The organism is Halocatena halophila, from assembly GCA_027563145.1.
Lineage (GTDB): Archaea > Halobacteriota > Halobacteria > Halobacteriales > Haloarculaceae > Halocatena > Halocatena halophila.
Genome location: CP071307.1, coordinates 794665 through 819135, shown reverse-complemented (window position 1 = coordinate 819135; position 24471 = coordinate 794665). Strand labels below are relative to the sequence as shown.

Annotated in this window: 16 protein-coding genes, 1 tRNA gene and 2 rRNA genes; 8 read left to right on the top strand and 11 right to left on the bottom strand. The window is 52.0% G+C overall.

Annotation, left to right across the window (positions count from 1 at the left end; genetic code table 11):
* Positions 1 to 451 precede the first annotated feature (451 nt).
* The gene (locus JXQ78_RS17700) at positions 452 to 1246 is read left to right on the top strand and encodes an SDR family oxidoreductase (RefSeq protein WP_330633165.1); all 795 of its coding nucleotides are present in this window, start codon (positions 452 to 454) and stop codon (positions 1244 to 1246) included.
* 93 nt (positions 1247 to 1339) lie between these two features.
* Here the strand turns inward: JXQ78_RS17700 and JXQ78_RS19145 are convergent, their stop codons facing one another.
* Positions 1340 to 1780 carry a Type 1 glutamine amidotransferase-like domain-containing protein gene (locus tag JXQ78_RS19145; RefSeq protein WP_407934064.1) on the bottom strand — a complete coding sequence of 147 codons (441 nt, stop codon included), beginning with the start codon at positions 1778 to 1780 and terminating at the stop codon, positions 1340 to 1342.
* An 883-nt stretch (positions 1781 to 2663) separates the two neighbouring features.
* Between JXQ78_RS19145 and JXQ78_RS17695 the strand changes: the two genes are divergently transcribed.
* Positions 2664 to 4277 (top strand): glucosamine inositolphosphorylceramide transferase family protein, encoded by a 1614-nt coding sequence (locus JXQ78_RS17695; RefSeq protein WP_330633164.1) that lies wholly within the window; start codon positions 2664 to 2666, stop codon positions 4275 to 4277.
* Positions 4278 to 4615: 338 nt separating this feature from the next.
* Positions 4616 to 7903, top strand: a complete 3288-nt coding sequence (locus tag JXQ78_RS17690; RefSeq protein WP_330633163.1) for a tetratricopeptide repeat protein — start codon at positions 4616 to 4618, stop codon at positions 7901 to 7903.
* Positions 7904 to 8068: 165 nt separating this feature from the next.
* Here the strand turns inward: JXQ78_RS17690 and JXQ78_RS17685 are convergent, their stop codons facing one another.
* Positions 8069 to 8434 (bottom strand): SHOCT domain-containing protein, encoded by a 366-nt coding sequence (locus JXQ78_RS17685; protein ID WP_330633162.1) that lies wholly within the window; start codon positions 8432 to 8434, stop codon positions 8069 to 8071.
* Between the two features lie 132 nt (positions 8435 to 8566).
* Between JXQ78_RS17685 and JXQ78_RS17680 the strand changes: the two genes are divergently transcribed.
* Positions 8567 to 9184 (top strand): class I SAM-dependent methyltransferase, encoded by a 618-nt coding sequence (locus JXQ78_RS17680; protein ID WP_330633161.1) that lies wholly within the window; start codon positions 8567 to 8569, stop codon positions 9182 to 9184.
* A 64-nt stretch (positions 9185 to 9248) separates the two neighbouring features.
* Here JXQ78_RS17680 and JXQ78_RS17675 read toward each other — a convergent pair whose 3' ends face one another.
* Positions 9249 to 9896 (bottom strand): TetR/AcrR family transcriptional regulator, encoded by a 648-nt coding sequence (locus JXQ78_RS17675; RefSeq protein ID WP_330633160.1) that lies wholly within the window; start codon positions 9894 to 9896, stop codon positions 9249 to 9251.
* 182 nt (positions 9897 to 10078) lie between these two features.
* Between JXQ78_RS17675 and JXQ78_RS17670 the strand changes: the two genes are divergently transcribed.
* Together JXQ78_RS17670 and JXQ78_RS17665 are read left to right on the top strand one after the other, a co-directional pair.
* On the top strand, positions 10079 to 10990 hold the full coding sequence (locus JXQ78_RS17670; RefSeq protein ID WP_330633159.1) for an ABC transporter ATP-binding protein: 912 nt from the start codon (positions 10079 to 10081) through the stop codon (positions 10988 to 10990).
* Positions 10987 to 12543, top strand: a complete 1557-nt coding sequence (locus JXQ78_RS17665; protein ID WP_330633158.1) for a fluoroquinolone export ABC transporter permease subunit — start codon at positions 10987 to 10989, stop codon at positions 12541 to 12543. Before JXQ78_RS17670 ends, JXQ78_RS17665 begins: the two co-directional genes overlap by 4 nt.
* Positions 12544 to 12829: 286 nt before the next feature.
* On the opposite strand, the gene JXQ78_RS17660 is transcribed toward JXQ78_RS17665, so the two are convergent.
* The 4 genes from JXQ78_RS17660 to JXQ78_RS17645 all read right to left on the bottom strand — a co-directional run bounded on the left by JXQ78_RS17660 (position 12830) and on the right by JXQ78_RS17645 (position 15686).
* Entirely contained in the window at positions 12830 to 13102 is a 273-nt protein-coding gene (locus JXQ78_RS17660; RefSeq protein WP_330633157.1) for a dihydrofolate reductase family protein, read from the bottom strand.
* A gap of 142 nt (positions 13103 to 13244) precedes the next feature.
* Entirely contained in the window at positions 13245 to 13529 is a 285-nt protein-coding gene (gene eif1A / locus JXQ78_RS17655; RefSeq protein ID WP_330633156.1) for a translation initiation factor eIF-1A, read from the bottom strand.
* 261 nt (positions 13530 to 13790) lie between these two features.
* Entirely contained in the window at positions 13791 to 14234 is a 444-nt protein-coding gene (locus tag JXQ78_RS17650; protein WP_330633155.1) for a DUF3995 domain-containing protein, read from the bottom strand.
* A gap of 270 nt (positions 14235 to 14504) precedes the next feature.
* Entirely contained in the window at positions 14505 to 15686 is a 1182-nt protein-coding gene (locus JXQ78_RS17645; RefSeq protein WP_330633154.1) for a M48 family metalloprotease, read from the bottom strand.
* A gap of 220 nt (positions 15687 to 15906) precedes the next feature.
* Between JXQ78_RS17645 and JXQ78_RS17640 the strand changes: the two genes are divergently transcribed.
* Complete coding sequence (locus JXQ78_RS17640; RefSeq protein ID WP_330633153.1) at positions 15907 to 16743, top strand: hypothetical protein; 837 nt, start codon at positions 15907 to 15909, stop codon at positions 16741 to 16743.
* An 83-nt stretch (positions 16744 to 16826) separates the two neighbouring features.
* On the opposite strand, the gene JXQ78_RS17635 is transcribed toward JXQ78_RS17640, so the two are convergent.
* The gene (locus tag JXQ78_RS17635) at positions 16827 to 18317 is read right to left on the bottom strand and encodes an MATE family efflux transporter (protein ID WP_330633546.1); all 1491 of its coding nucleotides are present in this window, start codon (positions 18315 to 18317) and stop codon (positions 16827 to 16829) included.
* Between the two features lie 532 nt (positions 18318 to 18849).
* Between JXQ78_RS17635 and JXQ78_RS17630 the strand changes: the two genes are divergently transcribed.
* Positions 18850 to 20559: a carbamoyltransferase family protein gene (locus JXQ78_RS17630; RefSeq protein ID WP_330633152.1), complete on the top strand. Its 1710-nt coding sequence runs from the start codon at positions 18850 to 18852 to the stop codon at positions 20557 to 20559.
* A gap of 410 nt (positions 20560 to 20969) precedes the next feature.
* On the opposite strand, the gene rrf is transcribed toward JXQ78_RS17630, so the two are convergent.
* From rrf to JXQ78_RS17615, 3 genes are all read right to left on the bottom strand, one after another.
* Positions 20970 to 21089 (bottom strand): 5S ribosomal RNA (rrf, locus tag JXQ78_RS17625).
* A 102-nt stretch (positions 21090 to 21191) separates the two neighbouring features.
* Positions 21192 to 24108: ribosomal RNA gene (locus tag JXQ78_RS17620) — 23S ribosomal RNA — on the bottom strand.
* A 195-nt stretch (positions 24109 to 24303) separates the two neighbouring features.
* Positions 24304 to 24375 (bottom strand) — tRNA-Ala (locus tag JXQ78_RS17615).
* Positions 24376 to 24471: the final 96 nt, after the last annotated feature.

Here is a 24471-nt window from a genome sequence, read left to right as displayed (position 1 = left end):
CAGTAGAATAGATTGAGAAATATCAACAATTTCGGTCGAGATCCGTTTCTGCAGTCTTCGGTCCAAATAGATGCGTAGCGTCCTCAAGGGTGCAATTGACACGGCACCGATTGCTGCCAGACCCAGTCGATCTATATGACGCCGTGGTTACGATGGCCGATCGCGATCGATATCTCGAGAAAGCCAGCTGTATACACTGGATTAAGGTAGATATCGGTTATTTCCCATTCGATGCGGCGGACGAGCACGGAACCTTCACAAACAGCACTGGCTATTTGTACTGCCAAATAAATTCGGTGAGAGCCGAACGATGATATATTATCCGGTGTCCCAGACTGTTCTGTGTGAGTAAAACACCTCTCCGGTGGGCACAGGATTGCCCCGCAATATGCCCTGACAGGCCAATCGTTGAATCGATGCAAAATCAAAACCCCGTTTTACTGGATACCATATGACCGAAAGCAACGAAAACCAACCGAACGTGAATAATAGCTCACAATCAACGAGCCCAGACCATCTTGATGGAGACGTAGCCATCATCACCGGAGCCTCACGGGGGATCGGTCGTGCGACTGCCGAACGGCTCGCCGCTGACGGTGCTACAGTCATCATCAACTACCACTCCAACGAGGAGGCAGCGATGGCCGTCCGCAACTCTATCGAAACTATCGACGGTGATGCCATCATCGTACAGGGAGATATACGCAAGGAAGGCGATGTCAAGCGGTTGTTTGAGGCAGCTGAACGCGAATTCGGATCAGTCGATATCGTCGTTAACGCTGCTGCGCCCCCAACCATCTACAAGCCACTCGCAGAGTTCACCGAAGCGGAATTTGACCGCATGTTCGACGTCCATGCCAAGGGGACGTTTTTCATCCTGCGAGAAGCTGCCAATCGCATCACTACTGGCGGGCGGATCGTTAATTTCTCAACGAGCGGAACCAACATGCGTGGACCCGAGGGAGGGCCATACAACGCAAGTAAGGCTGCCGGCGAGCAGCTGGTGTCAGCACTCGCTGCTGAACTCGGTGATCGAGATATCCGCGTCAATTCGATCTCTCCAGGGCTGACGGACACTGATGGCGTCGTGATCGATGATGCGGCGATCGATACACTCGTCCAACAAACACCACTAGATCGGCCAGGTCACCCCGAAGACATCGCCGATGTTGTCGCGTTTCTTGTCAGTGACGATGCACGGTGGATCACCAGTCACGACCTCCTCGCGACAGGCGGCCTTTCCTGATTCCACTGCTCTGACCTGATGGGCAGTTTCGCTGTTTTTATCCAGCAATTCGATGTGCTCGCAGATTTCAGGGATCTTCTCTAAAGAAGATAATCATGTGGTACAGTTAGTGAATTCCGGGAGGGGACGGAACGTGCCGTCTTGTGGGAGTTGGTCTATAGTGTAACCACGGTTTTCAGACGTCAATTGATGGGCATAAACAGTGGGGGATGCAGTGAGTATTCGCCACTGGCCATCCGTTATTTCTAGTGCTGTATTGTTCTCTAGAGCAATCCCAGATTCTCCACAACGAACCAGATATTCGCCGAACGCAGCGCGACTATCCGGTATAGCATGAACGAGCAGCTGAAGTCCGTCTATAAATTTTACTCCGTTAACTGGTTCGTAGTCGACGCCACCAACGGTGATGGCAGTACCAGATCCACACCCAGCCCAACAGAGAGCTCCGGTTGATAACCCCGTAAGCAGCGTCCCCTCTTCCCAAGCCCGTCGTAACGGAGGCACAGCCTCATTTCTCCGCCACTCATCAAGCATAAATCTCGTGTCCCCGCCACCAACATAGACCAGATCAGCACCAGAAATTTCTCACCGTAATATTCCAGAAAAGAATCACAATAACCTTCAGCGTCACGGCTTGCCGTCGGAAGGAATAGCGCCGTTGGTGTAGACGCAGTAACAGAATCCACAATCTGGGTATCGGTCGCTCTCGTCTCCGCAGCAGCTATTTCGCCACCGCCAATTGTAACTATTGACGACATTAGTGCCTGGTAGCCAAATTGAGCGAAAAACTAGGGGGTGTTACCTTCACCCAGCAAGAATACACGCAGAGAGTAGTTTCCACACCGCTACGTTCGGAGACGCCTACACAGATGGAATCAATCCATATCGTCGTAACCAACAACCGATAAGCTTCCATAACACTGCTGTCTGAAGAAAGTGCGCAAGATCATTCAGACACACTGACAGTTTTCTTTGATCTGAGAAACAGACATTCAAATAATATCCAATTAGAATGTATAAGAATTAAATTGGTAATCAACCGTGCCATAACCAACAGCTTAATGTTAATTCTCCTCAAAAAGTATTTCTACGTATGGGATTGGTCCAACATAGTAGGTCGACTTTGAGATCCTCCGAGCAATTCCCTACAGGAAGTATAAATAAATCATAACAGTTCATAATTATGAAAGATAATCATATTGATTCATCAATCGGAAGACGTTCCATTCTCAAAACCATCGGAACCACAGGAATACTAGCTGGAGTCGGTGGAGCGAAAGCACAAACAAGTTCTACTACTACTCAGCGCACCGGTTCAACGAGCGCAGGTGGGGCCACAGCGCGTCCGATAACGGTTGACGATCCATGGCAAACCTACGAACTAGAGAATCAGTACGATTCGCCAGTCGTAATCGCCATGGCACCATCGTATAACGGTAATAATCCATGTCACATCCGACTGCGAAGCGTCTCCAGTGATCAGTTCGATGCTCGCATCGAGGAGTGGCGATATCTAAATGGAGTTCATTATGACGAAACGGTGGGCAGTTTAGCAATCGAGCCCGGGACGTACGATCTTGATGGTGGTAGCGCTGTCGAAGTCGGACGGACAGTAACTGACCATACGTGGTCGTCAGTTTCGTTCGATCAGACGTTCGATACAGCACCACTAGTATTCTGTCAGGCTGAAACCGTCCAGGGGTATCACGCAATCGTCACTCGAGTCTCTGACGTTACGACTGATGGGTTTGCAGTGAGATTGCAGGAAGAAGAAGGACGCTGGCCGACTCACCGAACGGAATCTCTCGGCTACGTTGCTATCGAGCCTGGTACTGGTACCCTGAACGGGATGACGTTCGAAGCCGGCCTAATGAACCTCAATAACCAATGGAGTCATCTCCCCTTCGAAAACACGTACACAAACCCCGTTCTCCTCGCTGCGATGCAATCGTTCAATGGACCTGATACTGCCGGTCTCCGCCACCAAAATCTATCGACATCTAGCGTCAAGGTGATGGTCGAAGAAGAACGGAGTAAAGATGATGAGATGTACCACGGGACCGAACAGGTGGGATACCTGATCCTTGAGGCCAAAACCAGCACTACCTCACCACACTCAGGTGAAACAATTCCGAAAACCCCACACGCACCGAACTCTGTAAGCCCACCGACGGGAAGCAACTTCCATCCATCGGCTGCGACACCTGTGTTGCGAGCGAGCGATGTGACCGATTACGGTGATGTGGACTACGTTGCTGATCCGTTCCTGTTCGTTGAGGATGGAACGTGGCACATGTTCTTCGAAATCCTCAACGAAAATCGGAACCCAGATGCACCAATCGGACACGCTACCAGTCCGGATGGACTCCACTGGACGTACAATCAAGTCGTCCTCACAAAGCAATACCACACGTCCTTCCCTCTCGTCTGGAAATATCACGGGGAATACTATATGTGCCCACCGACCGGACGGAGAGTGGAGCTATACAAAGCCCAGGATTTCCCCACTAAATGGACCCACATTGGAAACGCGATCGAAGACGGGTACTACGCGCACGATCCGACGTTCGTTCGGTACAACGGGCGGTGGTGGCTGTTCACTGACAGGGGATACGATAACGTAATGGTGTATCATTCCACCGACCTCGAACGCGAGGGGTGGACACCTCACGAGCAGAATCCTGTCGTGACCAATCGACTACGCGCGGGTCGACAGGGTGGCAGACCAATCGTTATCGACGGTCGACTGTATCTCTACTTCCAGGACTGCGTCGAAAACTACGGCGACGCCATCCGTTGTTATGAGGTGACCGAGCTATCTCCGACCACGTACGCTGATACAGAGGTGCCAGGGTCACCCGTTTTGCATGAATTTGGCTCCGGTTGGGCGAACAATGGGATGCACACGTTCGACCCATGGTGGCGAGGGCCAGAGAAAGGCTGGCGCTGTGCGGTTGATGGTGTCAGGGCACAAGAATCGACCGAGGATCTGTGGACAATCGGTATTGTCGATATACCACCCACACAGTAGCGTACTCCATTCGATCAGGACCTCTCCACATGGATTGTTCATAGGCTGATGAATGAACAGGATAACTTCCTCGTCGATTGATCAGAGAGCCTCATTACGAGATCTTTCGATGCCGGAATAGTAATTTCAACCGTAGATGGATGATTTATCCCTCACAGTAATTTACAACTTTGACATCCATCCAAACGTTTCGGGAGTGCTTTCAATCAGTCGCATCCAGAAGAGAGTCTTTTAATGACCTAATTCCCGGAAAGATAGATGTATAATACACACGGTGAGACCAATTTCCGGCAGTGTCCGGCAACACACATATATAATGTATGAGTAACCATATCCAAATGGTAGAGTCAATCGTCATAAATTTCATTGCAAGCGGATTGGCTAACGCTGGGGGGACCGATATCGAGAATATTGGAAAATCGCTGACGGACGAACGATTTTCCACGGTGATCGAAGGATTGACCACTGAATTCACAGTCGAACTCAAGGAAGATATCGACCGAGTCCATACCGATACCATCACAGAGGCAGCCGAGTATATTGAAATAGATCAGTCGGCGACTGCCGAAAAATTCGATACTCAACCGCTAAAATTCGCGAACGAACGAGAGGCTATCGTTCGATTTGCGGATGCGATAGAGATGGTAACGGATTTCGACACTACGCCGGACTGGCGGGATACGGTTGAAGCTGCCGTAACTAAAGCCTATCAAACGACACTTTGTACATTCGCCGATGACGTCCTTGGGACTGAGTTAGAAGCAGTATTTGACACCGAAACAGGCACAGGATTGCGTACCGCTGTGGATGAGTTATGTGAACGTCTGAAAGTAATTCAACGAGAATTAAGACTACAAGCAATGTCCACCTTGCGGCATGCTGGATTCGACCAGCTCGATACACTCTACTTCGAACGTCACACGCCAGAACCTCCCGAAACAGCCTGGCGGACGGGGGGGTCTCTCACAGAGGTTAACGCAGGATATTCCCTTTTGCGGGAACGCCAAGCGATGAACGCCGACGATGACCGTCGGATCGTGGCTGAGGAGATACTCGCGCGACTCACTGCAGGTGAGAATCTGGTGGTGCTCGGTGAGGATGGTACTGGAAAGGGCACCGTCTGTAAACAGGTTGCTTGTCAGTGGTACAACGAACGTGATCGGGGTATAGTACTGTATCGTGATGAGCCCGTACCGTTATCCGAGAAGCTAGACACGCTCACCAAAGCCATTCACTCTGTTGGAACTGAGCTATTGATTGTCATTGAGGGCACCTCAAAGCGAGATGCCAACACGGTGTTTGAGATGCTCGATACTGCAGATAAGGCGGGAAACGTCGTGATCCTTCTTACCAGCACTGAACGTGAGTGGGACACTAATACACACGTTATGAATCACCCAGGACGGAAGCGACAACGCCACCAGTTTGGAACCGTCGAAATGCCTACACTCGACGAGCGGGAGTGCCAACGAGCACTCGACAAATACCAGGAGCTCACGGGGACAAAGCTTGAGCTCACTGGTGAGCAGGTGTATCAAGAAGTTTGTGAGAGCAACGTTGACGGATTTCTGCCGGTGGCATACCAACTGATCGAGCCAGAAACGAATTTTGCGGATTTCAACTCGCCGGTACACGTCGATGTCGATCAGGTCTACGCTGCCATCGAACAATGCACAAGAGAGGACGGCTGCCTCCAGACGGTAACGATGATGATCAACGTTCTGAACGCAGCAAGACTTCCGGTCGAAACTGCATTCGTGTACGCTCTGGCCGACGGTCACCACGATCACCAAGCCATCGAACGTTCGTTGGATTTCCTGGATGGACTAATTCTCGAGTCGACGGGAGGAGGACTGCAAATCCCTCATCCATTGTGGTCTGCGCTTTATCTCGAACGAATGCTTGAGGCTGCAGACAGACAGAGCGTAATCGATCGATTCGAACGATGTATCGATGCTCTGTTTCGATATATCGATACAAACCCCCGACGTGAGAATGACTGTCGGTGGACGCGTAGGGATCACCCGATAGTTGACACTAAAATCAAGGCTTCCGAGACAGTTGCCAGGCACTTCGTCTGCCGAATTGCCGCCATTGGAACGATATGTCCCAACCTCGGAGCAGTACACGGAACACCGAAAAACTGCTCCATTCGTCTCCCTGACTCCTGCTCCGGGGCCACTAGAATACAGTGGCATATCTCACGTGGATTTGGCCATCTTTATCGTGAAGCGTTTGCTGACGCACAGGCAGAACTCGATAGGATCGAGGAGCTGATCGAGACATTGAACAAAGAGTTAGAAACGTCTCAGCAGAGTCAGTTGTCAATGCTCGACAGTAAATTGGCAATCGCTTGGATCTGCGGGGATTTGGCGACCGCCAGCGAGTTCTACGAGAATCAACCGCCACTGTCACGGTCAGTAAATTCGCCGGATAGTTACTGTAGAAACCTGATCGATCTCGATATCCTCTTTTGCAAACGGTGGAAACCGGAAATCGCTCACGAATATCATAAAGAAATCCTCGAAATCGAACGCCAAAAAAGTCATCCACGGTGCATCGCTCGGTGTCTCACCAATCTCGGAATTATTGCTTATAAGCGAGCACGAAGATACAACGACAGTGAGATCCCCGTCAGTACGGATACTGACCTCGAAGCTGCCCGCAGCTACCACGAACGAGCACTCTCCATCGAACGAGAGAGGGGTAATAAAAACAGGATTGCCCACTGTCTTACTAACCTGGGGAAAGTCGCCCGCAAGCATGGAGACCAAGCGTCCGCCACCAGATACCATCAGCGAGCACTCACGATCGCCAGAGAAAGAGAAGATCACCATTCCATTGCTCAATATCTCACCAACCTCGGGGAGGTTACGGAAGAGCGTGGCGACGTAGAAACGGCCGAGAAATTTTTCAAGGAGTCACTCAGGATCAGGCGAGAGATAGGCAATCAGCGTGGTATACAGCAAAGTCTAAAAAATCTCAGAGATCTTGCTTCCGAACGTGGTGACCGAACAGCCGCTTCGGGGTACCACTCGGAAGTTCACTCACTCTGGCAAGATATTGGTGAAGACGATAAAATAATGCTGAAAAATATCGGTGAACTTGGAGAGATAGCTAGAAGACGTGGAGATCAAGCGGCGGCCATGGGATATTTCGAGAAAATGCTAGCCATCTATCGAGCGGTTGGTAACCGTCATGGCGAGGCTAATGCATTAGGTATTCTTGGAGGTATCGCCGAAGAGCGTGGTGATTTGAAAGGAGCTACGGAAACATATGAAAAGGAATTGAAAATATATCAAGACCTTGGTTACGACGGTCTCTACAGTAGAAAAGCCCGTACATTGGCCACACTCGGAAGGATTGCCAAAAAACGTGGTGATCAAGCAGCCGCTGAGAACCACTTCGAAGCTGCAATTTCGATCCTTGATGAAAATGGGACTGTATCTCACGAGATGGACACAATATTTAAATATATTGGTAGATATGAACAACAAGGGGCCTACAGGGAGGCAATCAGATGGTGTGAACAAGGAATTGAATTGGCAAAACGAACTGGCCACGAAGCGAAACGTCAACACTTCTTGGAACGACGATCAGCACTGATCGGTACTGACGAAAGGTAAAGGTTCGGGCAAAGCGAGACGAGAACAGGGCTGTGTCGTTTATCGGACACTGCCGTGAGACTCCAAGGAGATCACTGCTGATCTGGTCTGTGCGCCAGCCGTGGCCTTGAAGCATCTCCAGAAAATTGAAGCCAAAATTCGTCCACAGGTGCCAAAAATTGACCGTCAGGGGTGTTCTGTCCGTTCGAGATCCTTCCGGCGCTGTTCGAATTCTTCCTGCGAAAGTTCCCCGCGAGCATACGCGAGACGGAGCTCCTCAAGCGCACGATCAGTACTATCGAGTGAGCCACGAGTGACTACTCGATACAGGACAAATCCACTCCCAAGGAGAACAATAAAAAGCGCCACCATCATGCCAATTCCTAACAGCGGCGGCAGTATCATCCCTGAGCCAGGACCACCACCCCAGCCCATCATTCCCATCGGCAGCATGAAAATCATGAGAAAAATGGGCAGAGCCAGGAGGACTGCAATGAGGAGAAGAATCACGCGAAGCCCAGATCGACTGTGGTCAGTTATAGGTTCGGTCATGGTCTGGATGCGTTGACTTTCGGGGGCAGACTCCAAAAGACTAGTGCGCCTACCACTGTGTCTCATCAGGGATTTAAACACTCATAGATACCTTGCACTGAAGTTTTCTCTCGGAGAAACGTTTGAACGCGTATGGGAACCGAATACACGACCAGGGAGATCAAGCAGAAATACGATGACTCCGCCAGCAAGTACGCCTTCATGGAGCGGGTGCAGGAGTTTATTGGCCTAAAGCGACTCAGACGTCGGCAGGTGGGGAAAGCATCCGGAGCGGTTTTAGAGGTTGCATGCGGAACTGGCGCGAACTTCCAGTACTACCCGACAGAATGTGAACTCACAGCCGTCGACGTGAGTCCGGAGATGATGACTCACGCCAAACAGAGAGCAGAGAAACGAGGATTGGAAGTCGATTTCCAGCTCAATGACGCCGAAGCACTTGCGTTTCCCGACGAGCAATTCGACACCGTGGTATCGACCTTGACACTGTGTACGTTCCCAAATCCCATCGCCGCACTCGGTGAGATGCAGCGAGTCGTGAAAACAGATGGTCGCATCCTTCTGATAGAACACGGGCGGAGTAACAATCGATTGGTCGCCTGGTTTCAGGACGTCCGAGCGGACGCACACGCACAACAATTGGGCTGTCACTGGAATCGAGAACCGCTCAAACTCCTCGCGCAAGCTGGGTTGTCCCCAGTCAGTACGAGACGAACGTTTCTGGGAATTTTCCACGAAATCGAGGCACAGTGAAACCAGTATGTATGGGTGTAAAAATCGCCAGATCGATCCAGACAGTATTGGTAGTCTATTTCCTTCAGTCGCTTGGATCTGCAATTGTTAGACCTCGAGCCAGCGACGAAATGAGAACATTCTGTAATCGGTTATACATTCCTTCGTCGTATTCTGTGAGTTCTGCTTCGTATTCCTCGAAGTCGTCTTTGTGAACGGCAAGCAATCCAATCGTTCCTGCCATGAGACTCAGTACCGTGGCCACGTCGATATCCGTGAGTGGACCATTACTCTGACTCTTCAGATCTTCGATGAGCACCGCCAGCTTTGCCATTTCTTCCCGCTGGACCGTTTCAAGTGTGCTTGTTGACACGTTGTGGAAAAATTCCTGGTGATTGTTCTGAATAACCATCTGCTGGATGATTGGATTCTCGTCGGCTAGCTCGGCATAACACCGAAACAATCGTTCCAGTCCTATACGAGCGTCTTCTATCCCATCCAGTTCCGACCGAACCCGCTCGACGAACTCATCCAATTCTCGCTGGAGAATCAGGAGATAAATATCAGCCTTGGCGTCGAAAAATTGATAGAACGTCGGCTTGGCAATTCCGACCTGGTCAGTGATATCCTTAACAGTCGTTTTCTGTGGACCATAGGTAAGCAGTAACTCGCGACCTGTCCGGATGAGTTGCTCGCGGATCCGTTTACGTTCCTCGTCACTGAAACCGCGCATATGTTCTACTCCGTCTGTAACTACATAACTAGATCGGTTATCATTTACAACTCTATGACCGAAAAAGATATTTAGTTATAGAATCAAAGAATGGATATGGCTCCGAGAGAAAAGACCAACCTCGCAAACGGGTGCAAAAGCGTCGTTGGTATCGATCCCCGTTCAGTGACCGGAGTAGGCAGATGAAACGTGATCGCGATGGTCCGAATATGGAAACGCCCAATTCTGAGCGAAACACCGTCATCGACGTTGCCGACCTCACCTACAGATATCCAAAGAGTGCTGGACCCGCAGTGCAAGAGATTTCCTTCAGCGTCTTCGAGGGAGAGATTTTTGGCTTTCTCGGCCCGAGTGGAGCCGGCAAGAGCACAACGCAGAAAGTGCTTACAGGATTGCTCGATGATTACACGGGCCATGCAGCTGTGTTGGGGGGAGAAGTTTCCCAACAGACCGGCTCATACTACGAGCAGATAGGAATCTCTGCAGAGTCACCAAACCACTATCTGAAATTGACTGGACAAGAAAACCTCGAACTATTTGGTGCACTCTATGAGAGGGAGATCCGTGACCCGATGGCAGTCCTTGAACTCGTCGGCCTTGACGACGACGCTACCGAGAAAGTTAGTGACTACTCGAAAGGGATGAAGGGCCGACTCAACGTTGCCCGAGCCCTGTTGCACGACCCCGACGTGCTGTTTCTCGATGAGCCAACCAACGGACTCGATCCCGTGAATGCACGCAATATTAAAAACATCGTACACGATCTGCAGACCGCCGGGAAAACCGTATTTATTACGACCCACAACATGACGGTCGCTGATCAATTGTGTGATCGTGTTGCGTTCATGATCGACGGAGAGCTGCCAGTGATCGACGAACCAACCGCACTCAAGCGGGCTCACGGCAAGCGGCGGGTCCGGATCGAATTGCGACGCGATGATCGGCTCGAATCACGGGAATTCGAACTCGACACCCTCAGTGAGAGTACGGCATTTGAAGAATTGCTCGCCGCAGGTGACATCGAAACCATCCATACTGAAGAGGCAACCCTTGAGGATGTTTTTCTTGCAGTTACTGGGGAAGCACTCCAATGAGTCGCATTGTCCCGAGTAAATCGGTAGAACTAGTGGCCAACTGGTTTCCATCAAGGGCATTCCGTCGATTCATGTCGATGCTTCGATGGGACATACAGGTACAGATGCGCTATGGATTGTACTCCATCTACGCCATCATCACGGCACTGTATGTGGCTGGCGTTGTGGCGGTTCCAGCTGCTGTTCGGCCGCTTGCCATCACCTGGGTAGTGTTCAGTGATCCGGTTTTCCTTGGCATGTTTTTCATCGGCGCCCTCGTTCTATTTGAGAAAGGTGATGGGGTCCTGGATGCGCTAACTGTTTCACCGCTAGGGCGGCGGGAGTATCTCCTTTCGAAAGTGCTCTCACTCACGGTGCTGGCCACGATTACAAGTCTCATCGTGGCCGTATTTGGACAGGGTCTCGATTTCGATATCCTGCTGTTCTTGCTCGGTGTAATTCTATCGTCAGTCCTGTTCGTGTTGATCGGCTTCGTCGCCGTTGCTCGTTTCGACACGATCAACGCGTACCTGCTGACCGCACTCCTGTACTTGTTACCCACTGTGTTCCCCCTGGTGGGATTCATCGGTATTGATCATCCATTGTTATACCTGATTCCAACGAAAGCGACATTGTTGCTTCTCGGTGGAGCGTTCGGTGTTGGGGGACCCATTGTCGGCCTAGAGCTCATTTACGCGATCAGCTACCTCCTCGTATGGATCGGACTTGCTGGCGTGCTTGCCGATCGCGCATTCAAACGCCATATTGTTCACGGCGTCGATGTCGGTGGAGGTGGGGGAAGTTTTGTTTCGGTCCCGGAGATGACGCGATTGTTCGATGGCCGACGATTTGGCCCTGTTGGCATGCTCGTCATATCAGACCTGCGCAACTGGTTTCGCGATCCCCTGCTCACGTACATCTTCATCCTCCCATTTTTCTATGCCGCTCTCGTCCGTCTATCCGTTCCGGTCATCGCGTCCTGGCTCGCGCCTGGCTTCGACCTCGTTGCCTACTATCCGTTGATCCAGGCCTTTTTCGCATTCACACCACCACTCACGTTCGGATTTATGACCGGACTGCTCGTGCTTGAGGAAAAAGAAGAAAACGTCCTCGCAGCCCTGTGGACAACACCACTGACTGGCCGAGGGTATGTAGCCTACCGGGGAATCTCGATGGTGGCACTCAGTTTCGTTTCGATGATACTGGTGATTCCAGTGATTGGGTTGGTTACCGTTCCGGCTTCTGTCATGGTCTCCGTCGCAGCTGTTGGGTCACTCTGGGCGATCGGAACTATTCTGTTAATTTCAAAATTTTCCGATAATACGGTCGAAGGACTTGCTGTAGGCAAATTTGTGGGGTTCTCGATCATGATTCCAGTATTTGCAATATTGATCGTACCCGAACCATACCAATTTCTCGCAGGGCTCGATCCCGTCTATTGGCCCTTCAAAGCACTCGTTGGTGGGGCCTCTGGGGTACCCTTCCAGACAATACTCGGTTATCTCGTGGTCGGTGTGGTGGTAAACGCGCTATTCATCGGCGTGTTCATACGCCAGTTCGACCCCACTCACTGAGAGTCATAGACAAGAATTTTCTCATGAATGTGTTACCTACTAATTGAGAGGACGATAGTGATATTCAAGATTATCTTTCGATCTGCATATCGAGAACAATTCTTTGTTCAGTAAAATAGATGCATTTGCTTCGAACGTAAGAGTGATACTAATGACAGATGAGGTGTGAATTCACCCCACCGCTCTCGATAGTGGTTCGCTCAGCATATCATGCCGAATGGATACACTCAAAATTTCCATACGAGATTGTCACAACAAAAGCCATAGAATAGATTTCCCTGGCGTATCATCCAACGACGTCGAATCGCAGATGCGTGACAGCTTGAGTCGCAACGACAACCGTGGGTTCCAGTTCGATGAACGCCGGATTGACGGTTTCAAACAGGCGGATACCATCCCCCAGGAGGACAGGAACGAGGTGAATCCATAGCTCGTCAACCAGTCCTGCCTCGAGGTACTGTTGAACCGTCTCTGCACCACACATAATGCAGACATCACCGGTTTCAGCCGCTTTGGTTGCCTGTTCTACTGCGCTTTCGATACCCGCAGAGACGAACATAAATCCGTGGACTGTCCCTGGAACGGTCTGCAAGGGTGTAAACCAAATTACGAGCCGTACAGACACAGCTACAGGGTTCGATACGTATGTTGCTGTCCAAACACCCATCTAATCAGACAGTTATCCTGATAAAGACACTAGGTCACTCGATATGACCCTCGAGTCGGAGTTGATCGGCATTCTGCTCCGTATATCGCCACTCAATCGTGGCCTTCTCATCCTGCCAGTCCCATGGTTCGACGAGAACGACATCCTCCTCGCTGATCCAGACACGATATTTCATCCGGCCAGGGATTCGTCCCAACCTCGTTTTGCTATCCTCACACCGGACCCGAACGTGGTTGCCACCGAGATGTTCGGTCACAACGGCAAATAACTCATTCTCGTTGGGCATACGGAGATTTGGTCGTTCTTCTTCCTTACTCACGACTTTCGTAGGAGGTAGACACGGTTAAGTCGTTGGTATCCATATTCGTTGTGAGTTCATCTCAATTCGGCCCGCATCGGTGACAAAGGTGGTGATTGGGACTTCGATCCATGGGTTTTCTCCACTACAGTCAAGATATCACTCGCACTTCGTCTTGTTATGTCCTATCCAAGCGGTTCGAGAACATGATTTCCACCCGGTACACCCGGCCGAGCATGCTACTTAGAGATGTTCCAGCTCGAATTGTAACCCTGCCGTGTATCAGTTGCTCGGTTGCCACGTAAAGGCCGATGCTGTCAGCCCAAAAAGAATGCCACCGAGGACGAACCATGGATCAGCAATCGTGCTTAAAAGCGTGTGTCCATCACTGTGCCCGCTCAGAAGAAACCGTTGAACGAGTCCACCGATACCGCGCACACTCGAAACAACACTCACGCCCCAGACAGTCACACTCAGTGCCTGAGGGGGAAGCATCTTGCCCCATGATTGTATAGTTGCGAATGCAGCACCCGTTGCGACCAAAAGCAAGGGAATAGCAAGAAGATTCACCAGTAATAGCGTGCCCGTCATCGAACGACCGGCTAATCCGATCGTACCACCGAATGCCCAGTACATGTGGTGGAGGATGAACAGCGATGCCCAGCTGCCTGCCGCGTAGGCAGGCCAGACTGCTGAGGACGAGCCACGGGAAACCAGAGTTGGCATACGAATACTCCGAAGCAACCCCCGATAACAATTCTGGACGGTCATATCACGAGACATTACGGGGCTAGGGGTTGGGATTCAGTCCGAATTACTGTTACAGAAGTGTTAGATACCTACGGAAGTGGCTTCGGCGAGGATACAGATCCGCCCCTGTAGACCACAGCTCCAGCGATAACGGAGGATACTAGCCAGAATCGAACGTGAAAAGTAGATAGAATAATGAACTGTATCCAGACAATCCTAACTGGTTGTGAACTAGTTCATACACTCTTACTCATCGACAGTCCGATCCATCGCTTGGAGTCGAGTCAGACGCAACTCGATCGAAGGATGTGCAACGATAGCCGTCGGTAGGTGTTGGGAGAGCCTATCAATGAGATACCACTGGTCGTCCTCGTCGTTGGACGTTGAACCAGTCAGCTTCGTATCGACAATCCCATCAGATATGAAACACAGTGTGGCAAGCTCGGTGGCCGTTCGCAGATCATCAGGCGGGCGATTGTCTGCGTCCGAAAGGGTCTGGAGTGCACTCGCCAGGGGAGAGACTTCTCCGAGCAACAAAACAGCACCACGATCAGCTGCAAACTCCCGGTACACTGAAAGTTGCCGCGGAATAATTCCGAGGATTACATAGTAAATGCCCATCCCGATGACGACCGGAAGCAACAATACGCCACCGTAAAACAGAATCATCATCAACCCTACGGCGATATCAATTACGGTCCTGATAGCATCTGGACTGGTGACAGACGGAATCTCACCAATAACTGGACCAGGGCCAACTAACGGAGCCATGGAGACGAACCAATCGTAGGCCGGGGCCAGCCGAGAGAGCAGTTCCCCTCCGAGACCAAACGTGATAAGAAAGATCTGGGAGAGAACAAATATCGAGATGGCAACGTAGACAATTCCTTTGACATACCGTTCAAAAAGCCGTCCAATTCGTCGGGCGATCCAAAACGGTGCAACAGCCATCGTCATAACAGTTGCATCGCGATTGAGAACGTGTGAGAGTTCGTGTGCAAGAACGGCCTCAATCTCCGCGTCCGAAAGCGTCTGAACGAGTGCAGTGCTCACAACAATCGTCGCGTTCGATCGTCGACCAATGGTGTAGCAGTTGGGAACGGACGAGTCGATAATGGCAACAGACGGTGGCGCGATTGCAGTCTGAGCCCCGAGCCGTGTAACCTTTGCTTCGAGCGCTTCGACGGGCTCAACATCCGTTGTTATCATTTCTGACCCGAGAACGTCGCGAAGGAAGTACCGATACTGCCACCACATGAACACCACTGTGACAGGGATGATCAGTAGCCTGATCTCCGCAAAGAGCCCAGGAATCAAATCACCAGGGAGCAATACAAATCCCAGTATGAACAGTGGGCTGGCGAGTTCAACGACGAGTGTGACGAATGCTAGATTGGCAACGACAATGAGAAATACCAGTATTGCCATTCGAATCTGTAAATGACGTGTTGATGATTTCTGTATGGCCATTTGAAGCACTCCCACGGTGGATATGATACATTACGATCTACTTGATAAAGAGATTGGTATAGCTACCCGATATTCACAAACAGCATATGGCTTGGAGACGGTAGACATCACAGATTGCCACAGTAGATCTGATCACGTGAGCGAGCGTTTATCACCGTAACCCCAACTACTGAACACCATGTACGGGATTCTCACGAGCGAGAAAGCACTCGTGGACGCATTTGCGGATACTGTTGTCCACTATAGTACAGACAACGTGAGTGCGAACAAGCGACCGCCGCTCGAGAATGTCATCAACACCGTTGCCTGCTGGGGAGACACGGCCGCCGTTCGAGCAGACCCGTCCCTGGCAGCGCAAACGGCCGATGGTACCCGGGCAGTTCCAGAGACTGACGGACACCACTGGGGAACGGTCTGTCCAACTAGCGAAACATACCGGACGACACTCTTAGAGCGGATCAGTACAGTCGGTAGTGTGGGTGCGCTCAGGCTCACTACTCCAGGCTTTCCAGGAGCCCAATTCTGTCGGTGTGAAACCTGTGAACGCAAATTTAGCGCGAGCGACATCGACGACTGGCATGCCTGGCGTGCACGGACGATTACACAGTTCATCCGAGACGCCAGCTCACACTGCGCCGACGAGTTATACGTGACGGCCTACCCCGATCCGTATCCGGGAAACCTCTGCGACCGAACTGGCCTCAATCCGCAGAAACTTACACCCCTTGTGGATGGCTTTCTCGTTCCACTCTGCTCAATTAGTTATGAGACGACCTACTGGGTGGAATCACTTGCCCGTGGATTCGCGCACGAACTGGCAGCACTCGACGTGTCACTCACATTCCAACTATCGTCATCGAACGTTGGCGTCGACCGCCTCGTCGACGTAACCCGTCAGATCGACTCGTACGCTGATTCGGTCATCTATGGGACCACTACTGACACCGCCGATGTGGTTCGAGGGGTGATTCGTCAGTGTACCGATCGCACTCCCCAATCTGCAAGCGTCCGGTAGGGACACCCACACCCATCGATTGCTCACTCGAAGTTGGACCGACTGCAGAATGCACGATTGGTTGGAGAGCTAGGTCAACGGGACTACCGGGACGAATCACCGTCGGCAACGCCGACACCTGTGCGGTGAGCAATAACTTGCCATTTGCCACTCCAGAATCGAATAAGATTCACCATCGCCTGAATATAAAAATCAAGAAGAATAGCCACAAAGACCGCTGCTATCGAGGCCCCAAGCCCTGGAGCAATCGAAAATCCATTCACTTTCAGCACCATCCCTGCCGGCAGCGCAAGCGACACCACCGAAAGTCGCGCAGAAAGTCCGAGCAGCTTGCCATAGAGCGGCCAAGAAGTATCGCCGGAGCCTCTAAGGGCCCCCTGCATCGTCCGTGCGACGCTGAAACCACCGACGGCCAGTGCAAACACGCGGATAAAGCCAACTGTGAGCCCCGGTGCCTCCGTATTGAACAGTGCAGCGATCGGGCCAGCAATCACCGCCATCACCACCGCAATCAAAAATTGTGTTACCAGCGCTATTCTGGTGGTATCCCATCCGTAGGCCGTCGCTTTTGCCTCCTCACCGCTCCCGAGTGCCTGTCCAACGAGAGTACTCGAAGCAGTCGAATAGCCCCACGCTGGCATCATCGCGAGCATGATGACGCGTCGACCGATGGAGTAGGCTGCGACGACCGGCGTCCCGAGGATTGCAAGAACGAACAGAAATGGAAATCGTCCGAAGGTTCCCACTAACCGACTTCCAGCCAGCGGAGCGCTGACTGAAATAATATCTCTTGCCAACGCCGTATCCCACTGTTTGCCCCCGGGATTAAGACGAACGTCGTACTCACCACCCACGAGTAAATAGAAGAAAATGATCGCCGAGATTGTTTCGGCAATCATCGTCCCCCACGCAGCACCCGCAATTCCCAACCGAGGAAATGGACCGACCCCGAATATGAGGACTCCATTCAGTCCGATATTCGTGGGTACAGTGATCAGATTAACGTACATTGGCGTCCGCGTGTCACCGCTCCCCTGAAGCGCCCTGGCGGCAATCATCGACCAGAACCGAAACAGCAGGGCATATGTGACGATTCGAAGGTAGATTGCACCCTGCGTGATGGCCGCCGGATCGTTCGTCAAAAGACCAATGAGGGGTTCGGAATAGACCTGTGCAATTCCAACGAGCGGCAACGAAATGAGCACAGACAACCACAAAGACTGCTTGATAGCAATATTTGCACGGTGGTGACGTCCTGCACCCTTGAGTCGGGCAACGACGCTGATCGTTCCACTCGATACGGCTAGCGCCAGTCCAAAACCGACAAAGTAATACTGAAACGCAAATTCCAGTCCAGCCAGTGCCGTAGCCGGGAGAGCCAGTCCGACCATAAAAAAATCAGATGTTCGTAAGACAGTCCGAACCGTCCCTGTGACCATAACAGGCAACGCCAGCTCAAATGCTTCTTTCCCACGCGTGTGTTCTACCAGACCAAGTCGTCCGAGTGCCGCCGGAAAAAGTAACAAGAGAGTCTGAACGCGCTGTCGAACTGTCGTGTCACCTTCCGATCCCATTGTCATACCATTGAACTTCCAGTCACTTAATGTCACACAGCATAGTAAACTGCCTCCAAATCCGCATGAACACGAGCAGCTCCACCACAATTGGTGTGGTTGCCACCCCATTTGCAAGGAGGATTGGACACGTATATTGTGTGGTGCGGCTTATATTCAATACAGTTTCATTAGTAGACGCATATATTCTGAATTCAGTTTCATATTACAATCGTTTTCTCCAAGTAACAGATTGGATAGTTGCATTTACGGTCAATCAACTATTCGAGTACCATATCGTATTACATGAAGACCATTGACTGTAACGAACGAGTTGAACGGGAAAATCCACGCCGTCGAAATTCCCGCATTCATATCTATCAACAACCTGCCCAAGATATCGATAGATTGAGCGCTCGGTTCGAAAAGACGCCACCGAGCAGTGCCCAAACAGATCTAGCCGGAGAAGACATTATTTGTGTTAGACCAAATATCAGATTAAATATACATCATCTTGCGAACAGCATGGAGAAATGGTAAATAATTCTCAACAATGACATATACGCTAACCTTTAAACCAGCCATTGGTCTTTATGGCCAACACGACCCCAGCGCTGCGCTCTTTCGGGACGGTGATCTCTGTTACGCAGTCGAGGAAGAACGCATCACTCGGCAGAAACACGCCGTAGATACCTTTCCGCACAATGCAATCGAGGCGTGTCTCGACTACGGGAACCTATCAATGGGAGATCTCGATAAAATCATACTCCCGTACGATCCATCACTTCAAACGAACATCCTCCCACACTACATTCAGACGGCACTCACTGCTGATAGCTGGCCAAAACGACTCGCATCGCTCGAAGAGACCGTCATCACACAGATTCGCGGGAAACTGTATCCAACACAGCAGATCGAAAACGAGCTCTCGAAAATTGATGGCTCAGTCCCACAAATTGAGACGAAACCCCACCACGCCTGCCACGCTGCGAGCGCGTTTCATCCCTCGCCATTCGATAATGCACTCGTTCTCACGATCGATGCGAAAGGAGAGTACGATTCGACGGTTGTCTGGCGTGGGACCGGTGACGGGCTAGACCGCATACAGACGTACGAACATCCGAACAGCCTCGGATTGTTTTTCGGGATTATCACGGAGTATCTCGGCTATTGGATGTCGAATGGCGAAGGGAAAGTGATGGGATTGGCTCCATATGGAAATCCAAATCCCGAGATCGAATCTGCACTCCGTGAGGTGATCGACACTGGTGTTGATTATGACGTTACCCATTTGACGAGACAGTGGGGAACTGATCCAGGAATCGAACAGCTCGAAGAGCTGTTTGACCGTCCACGCCGAACTGAAGGCGGTGAGTTCACACAGTGGGAAAAGGATCTCGCGTTCACGGCACAATCGCTCCTCGAAGAGATCGTCGTGGACATCGTCGAAACCTACTGTCGTGAGCTCGAAACGGCAAACGTAGCGCTCGCGGGGGGCGTTGCTCTCAACTGTAAAGTCAATCAACGAGTCATCGAATCGGAGCTGGTGGATGACGTATTCATCCAACCGGCAGCCCACGATGCTGGCCTCGCACTCGGAGCTGGCTGGCTCGATCATTCACCGGACGAGATTGAACCACTCGAGACCGTCTATCTCGGACCCTCCTATCCCATCGACGAGATCAGAGAGCGACTTTCGGAAAACAAGATCGACTACTACGAACCGGCCAACCTCGAACGGTATGTGGCCGAGCAGATCGCCGACGGTGCGCTCGTCGGCTGGTTTCAGGGCCGACTTGAACTCGGTCCTCGGGCGCTTGGCAATCGGAGCATTCTCGCAGATCCCCGAACGGCCGACTCTCGGGATCGAGTCAACGAGTTCGTTAAACACCGCGAGGGATGGCGACCATTTGCCCCTTCGATGCTCGAATCAGCTGTGGAGGAGTATCTCGAACCGGCGCGGTCAGCTCCGTTCATGATCACCACCGCGAACGTCAAGCCAGAAAAACAAGACGAGATTACTGCGGTGCTTCACCCAACCGACGGGACGACACGCCCACAGACGGTTCGGAAAGATCAAAATCCACGCTATCACACACTACTCGAAGAATTCGAAGCGATTACCGGCGTTCCTGTGCTATTGAACACCTCGTTCAACGATCACGCAGAGCCGATCGTCATGACTCCGGCCGAAGCTATCAAGGATTTCTACGGTATGGGCCTCGATTGTCTGGTGCTGGAGAATATAGTGATCGAGAAATAACAGGGGACGATCGCTCTCGGATGGTATGAACGACAATCGGATTTGAACCGTGAATTTAGCTGAAGATAGTCGCTAAGCCCCCGTCCTCAACGCACAAAGCGCGTAGGGCGGAGTAGTTTACAACCGCTACACGTTCTCACATTCCGGTTTTACCGCACCGACGCCCTCATTGCAGGACGGTCCAGATGTTTGAAGCGTCCCTAGTATCGACGATACATCGATGTGGCAGTCGCTCTCCAAAATGAAAATAGCCCTGAGCAACGAAGCTGTTGCTCAAGGCAAATATGAATGAAGTATGAATGGAAAGGCGGCGAACCACCAGTAACAGGCGTCGACAGTCTGTTCGCTAATTCCACCGGGACGAACCCTGCGTGTACTATAGCTGGCAAACCTCGACCTGCACTTGGCCACCCTTGCGGGTCAGTTTTCCCAGAGGCTCTCGCACTCAAGTACTCGCTGGAACGCAGACGGGCTTATCTTCCGTGTTCGGGATGGGTACGGGAGTTGACCCCGCCGCTGTGGCCGCCTCAATGCCGATCTACGGAATCGAACCGTAGTCGAAGACCACGATCGGTGTATTACGCGTACGTGCAATCCAGTTTGCGCCCGGACCCGTTCTCGAGTCCAGTACGAATAAGTGGCTTTGATCAGTTAGTGCTCGCGGGCTGAACGCCTCGTTGCCTCGGCGCGCACACCCCAAGTCTATCGACCTCGTCTTATACGAGTGATCTCTGCGGTGTCTCTTTTCTATGTGGGTTTCGGGCTTAGATGCATTCAGCCCTTACCCCGTGTCGCGTCGCTGCCCGGCACATGCCCTTTCGGACAACCGGTACACGAGTGGCGACCAACCGTAGTTCCTCTCGTACTATACGACCGTTCACATCAGACACCAAACACCCCCAATAGATAGCAGCCGACCTGTCTCACGACGGTCTAAACCCAGCTCACGACCTCCTTTAATAGGCGAACAACCTCACCCTTGCCCGATGCTGCACGGGCAGGATGGAGGGAACCGACATCGAGGTAGCAAGCCACCGGGTCGATATGTACTCTTGCCGGTGACGACTCTGTTATCCCTAAGGTAGCTTTTCTGTCAGCCATTGCCCGCATCAAGCGGGACCAATGGGTTCGCTAGACCACGCTTTCGCGTCAGCGTTCCTCGTTGGGAAGAACACTGTCAAACCATCTTTTGCTCTTGCGCTCTGCTCCGGATTCCCGACCCGGATGAGATGGTCTTAGGGCGCGCTCGATATCTTTTCGAGCGCGTACCGCCCCAGTCAAACTGCCTGGCTATCGGTGTCTTCCTCCCGGAGTGAGGGTCACAGCCACTGACGGGTAGTATTTCACTGGTGTCTCGGTGAGCTGCTAGTAGCAGCTACCTGTGTAACGACTCCTACCTATGCTGCACATCAGCGGCCATGTCCCAGCGACAGCCTGCAGTAAAGCTCTATAGGGTCTTCGCTTCCCCTTGGGGGTCTCCAGACTCCGCACTGGAACGTACAGTTCACCGGGCCCAACGTTGGGACAGTGACGCTCTCGTTGATCCATTCATGCAAGCCGCTACTGAAGCGGCAAGGTACTACGCTACCTTAAGAGGGTCATAGTTACCCCCGCCGTTGACGGGTCCTTCGTCCTATTGTACTAGGTGTTCAGATACCCGCACTGGGCAGGATTCAGTGACCGTACGAGTCCTTGCGGATTTGCGGTCACCTATGTTGTTACTAGACAGTCGGAGCGTCTAGGTCACTGCGACCTGCCCCATTCCGGGGCAGGCATCCCTTATCGCGAACTTACGGGACTAAATTGCCGAATTCCCTAACGTCGGTTGTCCCCGACAGGCCTTGGCGTTCTCAGCCACAGACACCTGTGTCGGATCTTGGTACGGATGTTGTGCTTGCCTTTTCACGGGCTCTAGGTTGGTCTGAATTGCTCTATCTCGACATTCGTCCGCTTCGTGCCATTACGGCTTCCACGGATTTCGACGATTCGACCGGGCGAAGGCCCGGCTCAGACGACCCCAAAGCGTCGGCGTTTACTGCACAACAGCACTGGAATATTAACCAGTTTCCCATTTGTCTCATTCGAGTTACGGTGAGACTTAGGGCCGGCTAACCCTCAGTTGACGAACATTGCTGAGGAACCCTTGTCTGTTCGGCCGTCGGGATTGTCACCCGACTATCGCTGCTACTATGGCCAGGATTTTCGTCACCGATCGGTCCATATGAAATCTATCCCATACTTCCACCCAATCGGAGCGCCAATCTACGGAATCACGTTCTAACACGTGTCGCTAGGTCTCGGTGGTGGATTTGAGCCCCGATCATTTTGGGCGCCTCGAACCTCGGCCGGTAAGCTGTTACGCTTTTCTTGGAGGGTAGCTGCTTCTAAGCTCACCTCCCGGCTGTCTAGGGCTCGAGACCACCTTCAAATCGCACTTAATCCACACTTGGGGACCTTAACCCAGCTCTGGGTTGTCTCCCTCATGGTGCACAGGCTTACCCCGCACACCGGACTCCCTGCATCCATGGCGTCTGTCGGTTTGGAGTTTGACAGGGGCGCTGACTCCTCTCGGAGGCAGACACCCCAATCGGTCGCTCTACCCGACAAACTACCTTAGCAGAGGTCATGCTTCGACATGTTTCGATTGGAACCAGCTGTTACCGAGCTCGATGGGCCTTTCACCCCTACACGTAGATCACGGGAGGGTATTGTAGGACACCACCCCTAACAGGCTTCCACATAGCTTTCGCCATGCTTCACCTTGCCTACGCGTAGATCGCTCGGATTCGGGTCGTACCCATATGACTCCCCGCGCTTGAACACGGCGGCCCTTGCAATGCTGCGGCCTTGTTGGTTTCCCTGCGTCTCCCCCGATAATCGGGTTAGACTCGCCACATAGGTACACTCCCTGGCTCGTTTTTCAAAACGCACGATAAGACGTCGGCTCCGATCGATTCCTACAGTGGGGTCGCCCCCAGGTCGTTTTTCGATCGGCCTTCTACGCCCCATCGCTCTATCACCGCGTGATTTCAAGCCCTATTGCACCTCCTTTCTCAGGGTGCTTTTCAGCGTTCACTCACGCTACTTGTCCACTATCGGTCTCGAGTTGTATTTAGTCTTGGCAGTAGATGCCTGCCACATTGGCGAGGGATTTCCGACCCCCGCTACTCAGGGATCTGGTCCCCAACGGTGCTTCTGCGATACGGGGTTGTCACCCTGTATCACGCTCCATTCCAGAAGACTTCTCGCGGAAGCTTCGTTGTTGTTGACCAGCCCGTACACCACATTGCCCGAAGGCTTCGGTTTGGACTATGTCGCATTCACTCGCCGTTACTAACGACATCCCTTACGGTTTCTTTTCCTGCCCATACTGAGATGTTTCAGTTCTGGACGTTCCCTATTGCGCGAAGCAATTGTTATAGGGATTCCCATTCGGAGATCCTCGGTTCGACCCCTCCATGCGGGTTCCCGAGGCTTATCGCAGCTTGGCACGTCCTTCGTCGGCACTCGAGCCGAGCTATTCACCACGCGGCACAGTAGCCACGACGGTAATAATAACTGGAACCCGGAGAACGGGTCCAGTGAGCGCCTGGATTGCACGTACATACAGTCTCATCAACCACTCGGCGGTTTTGAGTGGTTATCGACCCTTCCCATCCTCGCTTGGCACGAGATGGTGCATCTGTCGTTACCCGAACGAGTACTGAGTCCCACTTAAGGGAATCGATCTCGGTCGGGCGAACATGGACCCACTGGGATTCGAACCCAGGGCATCCTCCTTGCAAAGGAGGCACTCTCCCACTGAGCTATGGGCCCTACCTGTTAGCCCTGATAGTTCTGAAGTGCTCGGTTGGACGAACCGAACGTCCGAACTGCAAATGTGGGCCAGGTCATCGACCTGGTCCCGGTCTG

Bases quoted from the DNA above. Each gene is read 5' to 3' on its own strand.
- JXQ78_RS17635 (WP_330633546.1), bottom strand. From the start codon at position 18,317: ATGGGATCGGAAGGTGACACGACAGTTCGACAGCGCGTTCAGACTCTC.
- JXQ78_RS17700 (WP_330633165.1), top strand. From the start codon at position 452: ATGACCGAAAGCAACGAAAACCAACCGAACGTGAATAATAGCTCACAA.
- JXQ78_RS17650 (WP_330633155.1), bottom strand. From the start codon at position 14,234: ATGCCAACTCTGGTTTCCCGTGGCTCGTCCTCAGCAGTCTGGCCTGCC.
- JXQ78_RS17630 (WP_330633152.1), top strand. From the start codon at position 18,850: ATGACATATACGCTAACCTTTAAACCAGCCATTGGTCTTTATGGCCAA.
- JXQ78_RS17645 (WP_330633154.1), bottom strand. From the start codon at position 15,686: ATGGCAATACTGGTATTTCTCATTGTCGTTGCCAATCTAGCATTCGTC.
- JXQ78_RS17690 (WP_330633163.1), top strand. From the start codon at position 4,616: ATGGTAGAGTCAATCGTCATAAATTTCATTGCAAGCGGATTGGCTAAC.
- JXQ78_RS17665 (WP_330633158.1), top strand. From the start codon at position 10,987: ATGAGTCGCATTGTCCCGAGTAAATCGGTAGAACTAGTGGCCAACTGG.
- JXQ78_RS17640 (WP_330633153.1), top strand. From the start codon at position 15,907: ATGTACGGGATTCTCACGAGCGAGAAAGCACTCGTGGACGCATTTGCG.
- JXQ78_RS17660 (WP_330633157.1), bottom strand. From the start codon at position 13,102: ATGTTCGTCTCTGCGGGTATCGAAAGCGCAGTAGAACAGGCAACCAAA.
- JXQ78_RS19145 (WP_407934064.1), bottom strand. From the start codon at position 1,780: ATGCTTGATGAGTGGCGGAGAAATGAGGCTGTGCCTCCGTTACGACGG.
- JXQ78_RS17680 (WP_330633161.1), top strand. From the start codon at position 8,567: ATGGGAACCGAATACACGACCAGGGAGATCAAGCAGAAATACGATGAC.
- JXQ78_RS17675 (WP_330633160.1), bottom strand. From the start codon at position 9,896: ATGCGCGGTTTCAGTGACGAGGAACGTAAACGGATCCGCGAGCAACTC.
- JXQ78_RS17695 (WP_330633164.1), top strand. From the start codon at position 2,664: ATGGCACCATCGTATAACGGTAATAATCCATGTCACATCCGACTGCGA.
- JXQ78_RS17685 (WP_330633162.1), bottom strand. From the start codon at position 8,434: ATGACCGAACCTATAACTGACCACAGTCGATCTGGGCTTCGCGTGATT.
- JXQ78_RS17670 (WP_330633159.1), top strand. From the start codon at position 10,079: ATGAAACGTGATCGCGATGGTCCGAATATGGAAACGCCCAATTCTGAG.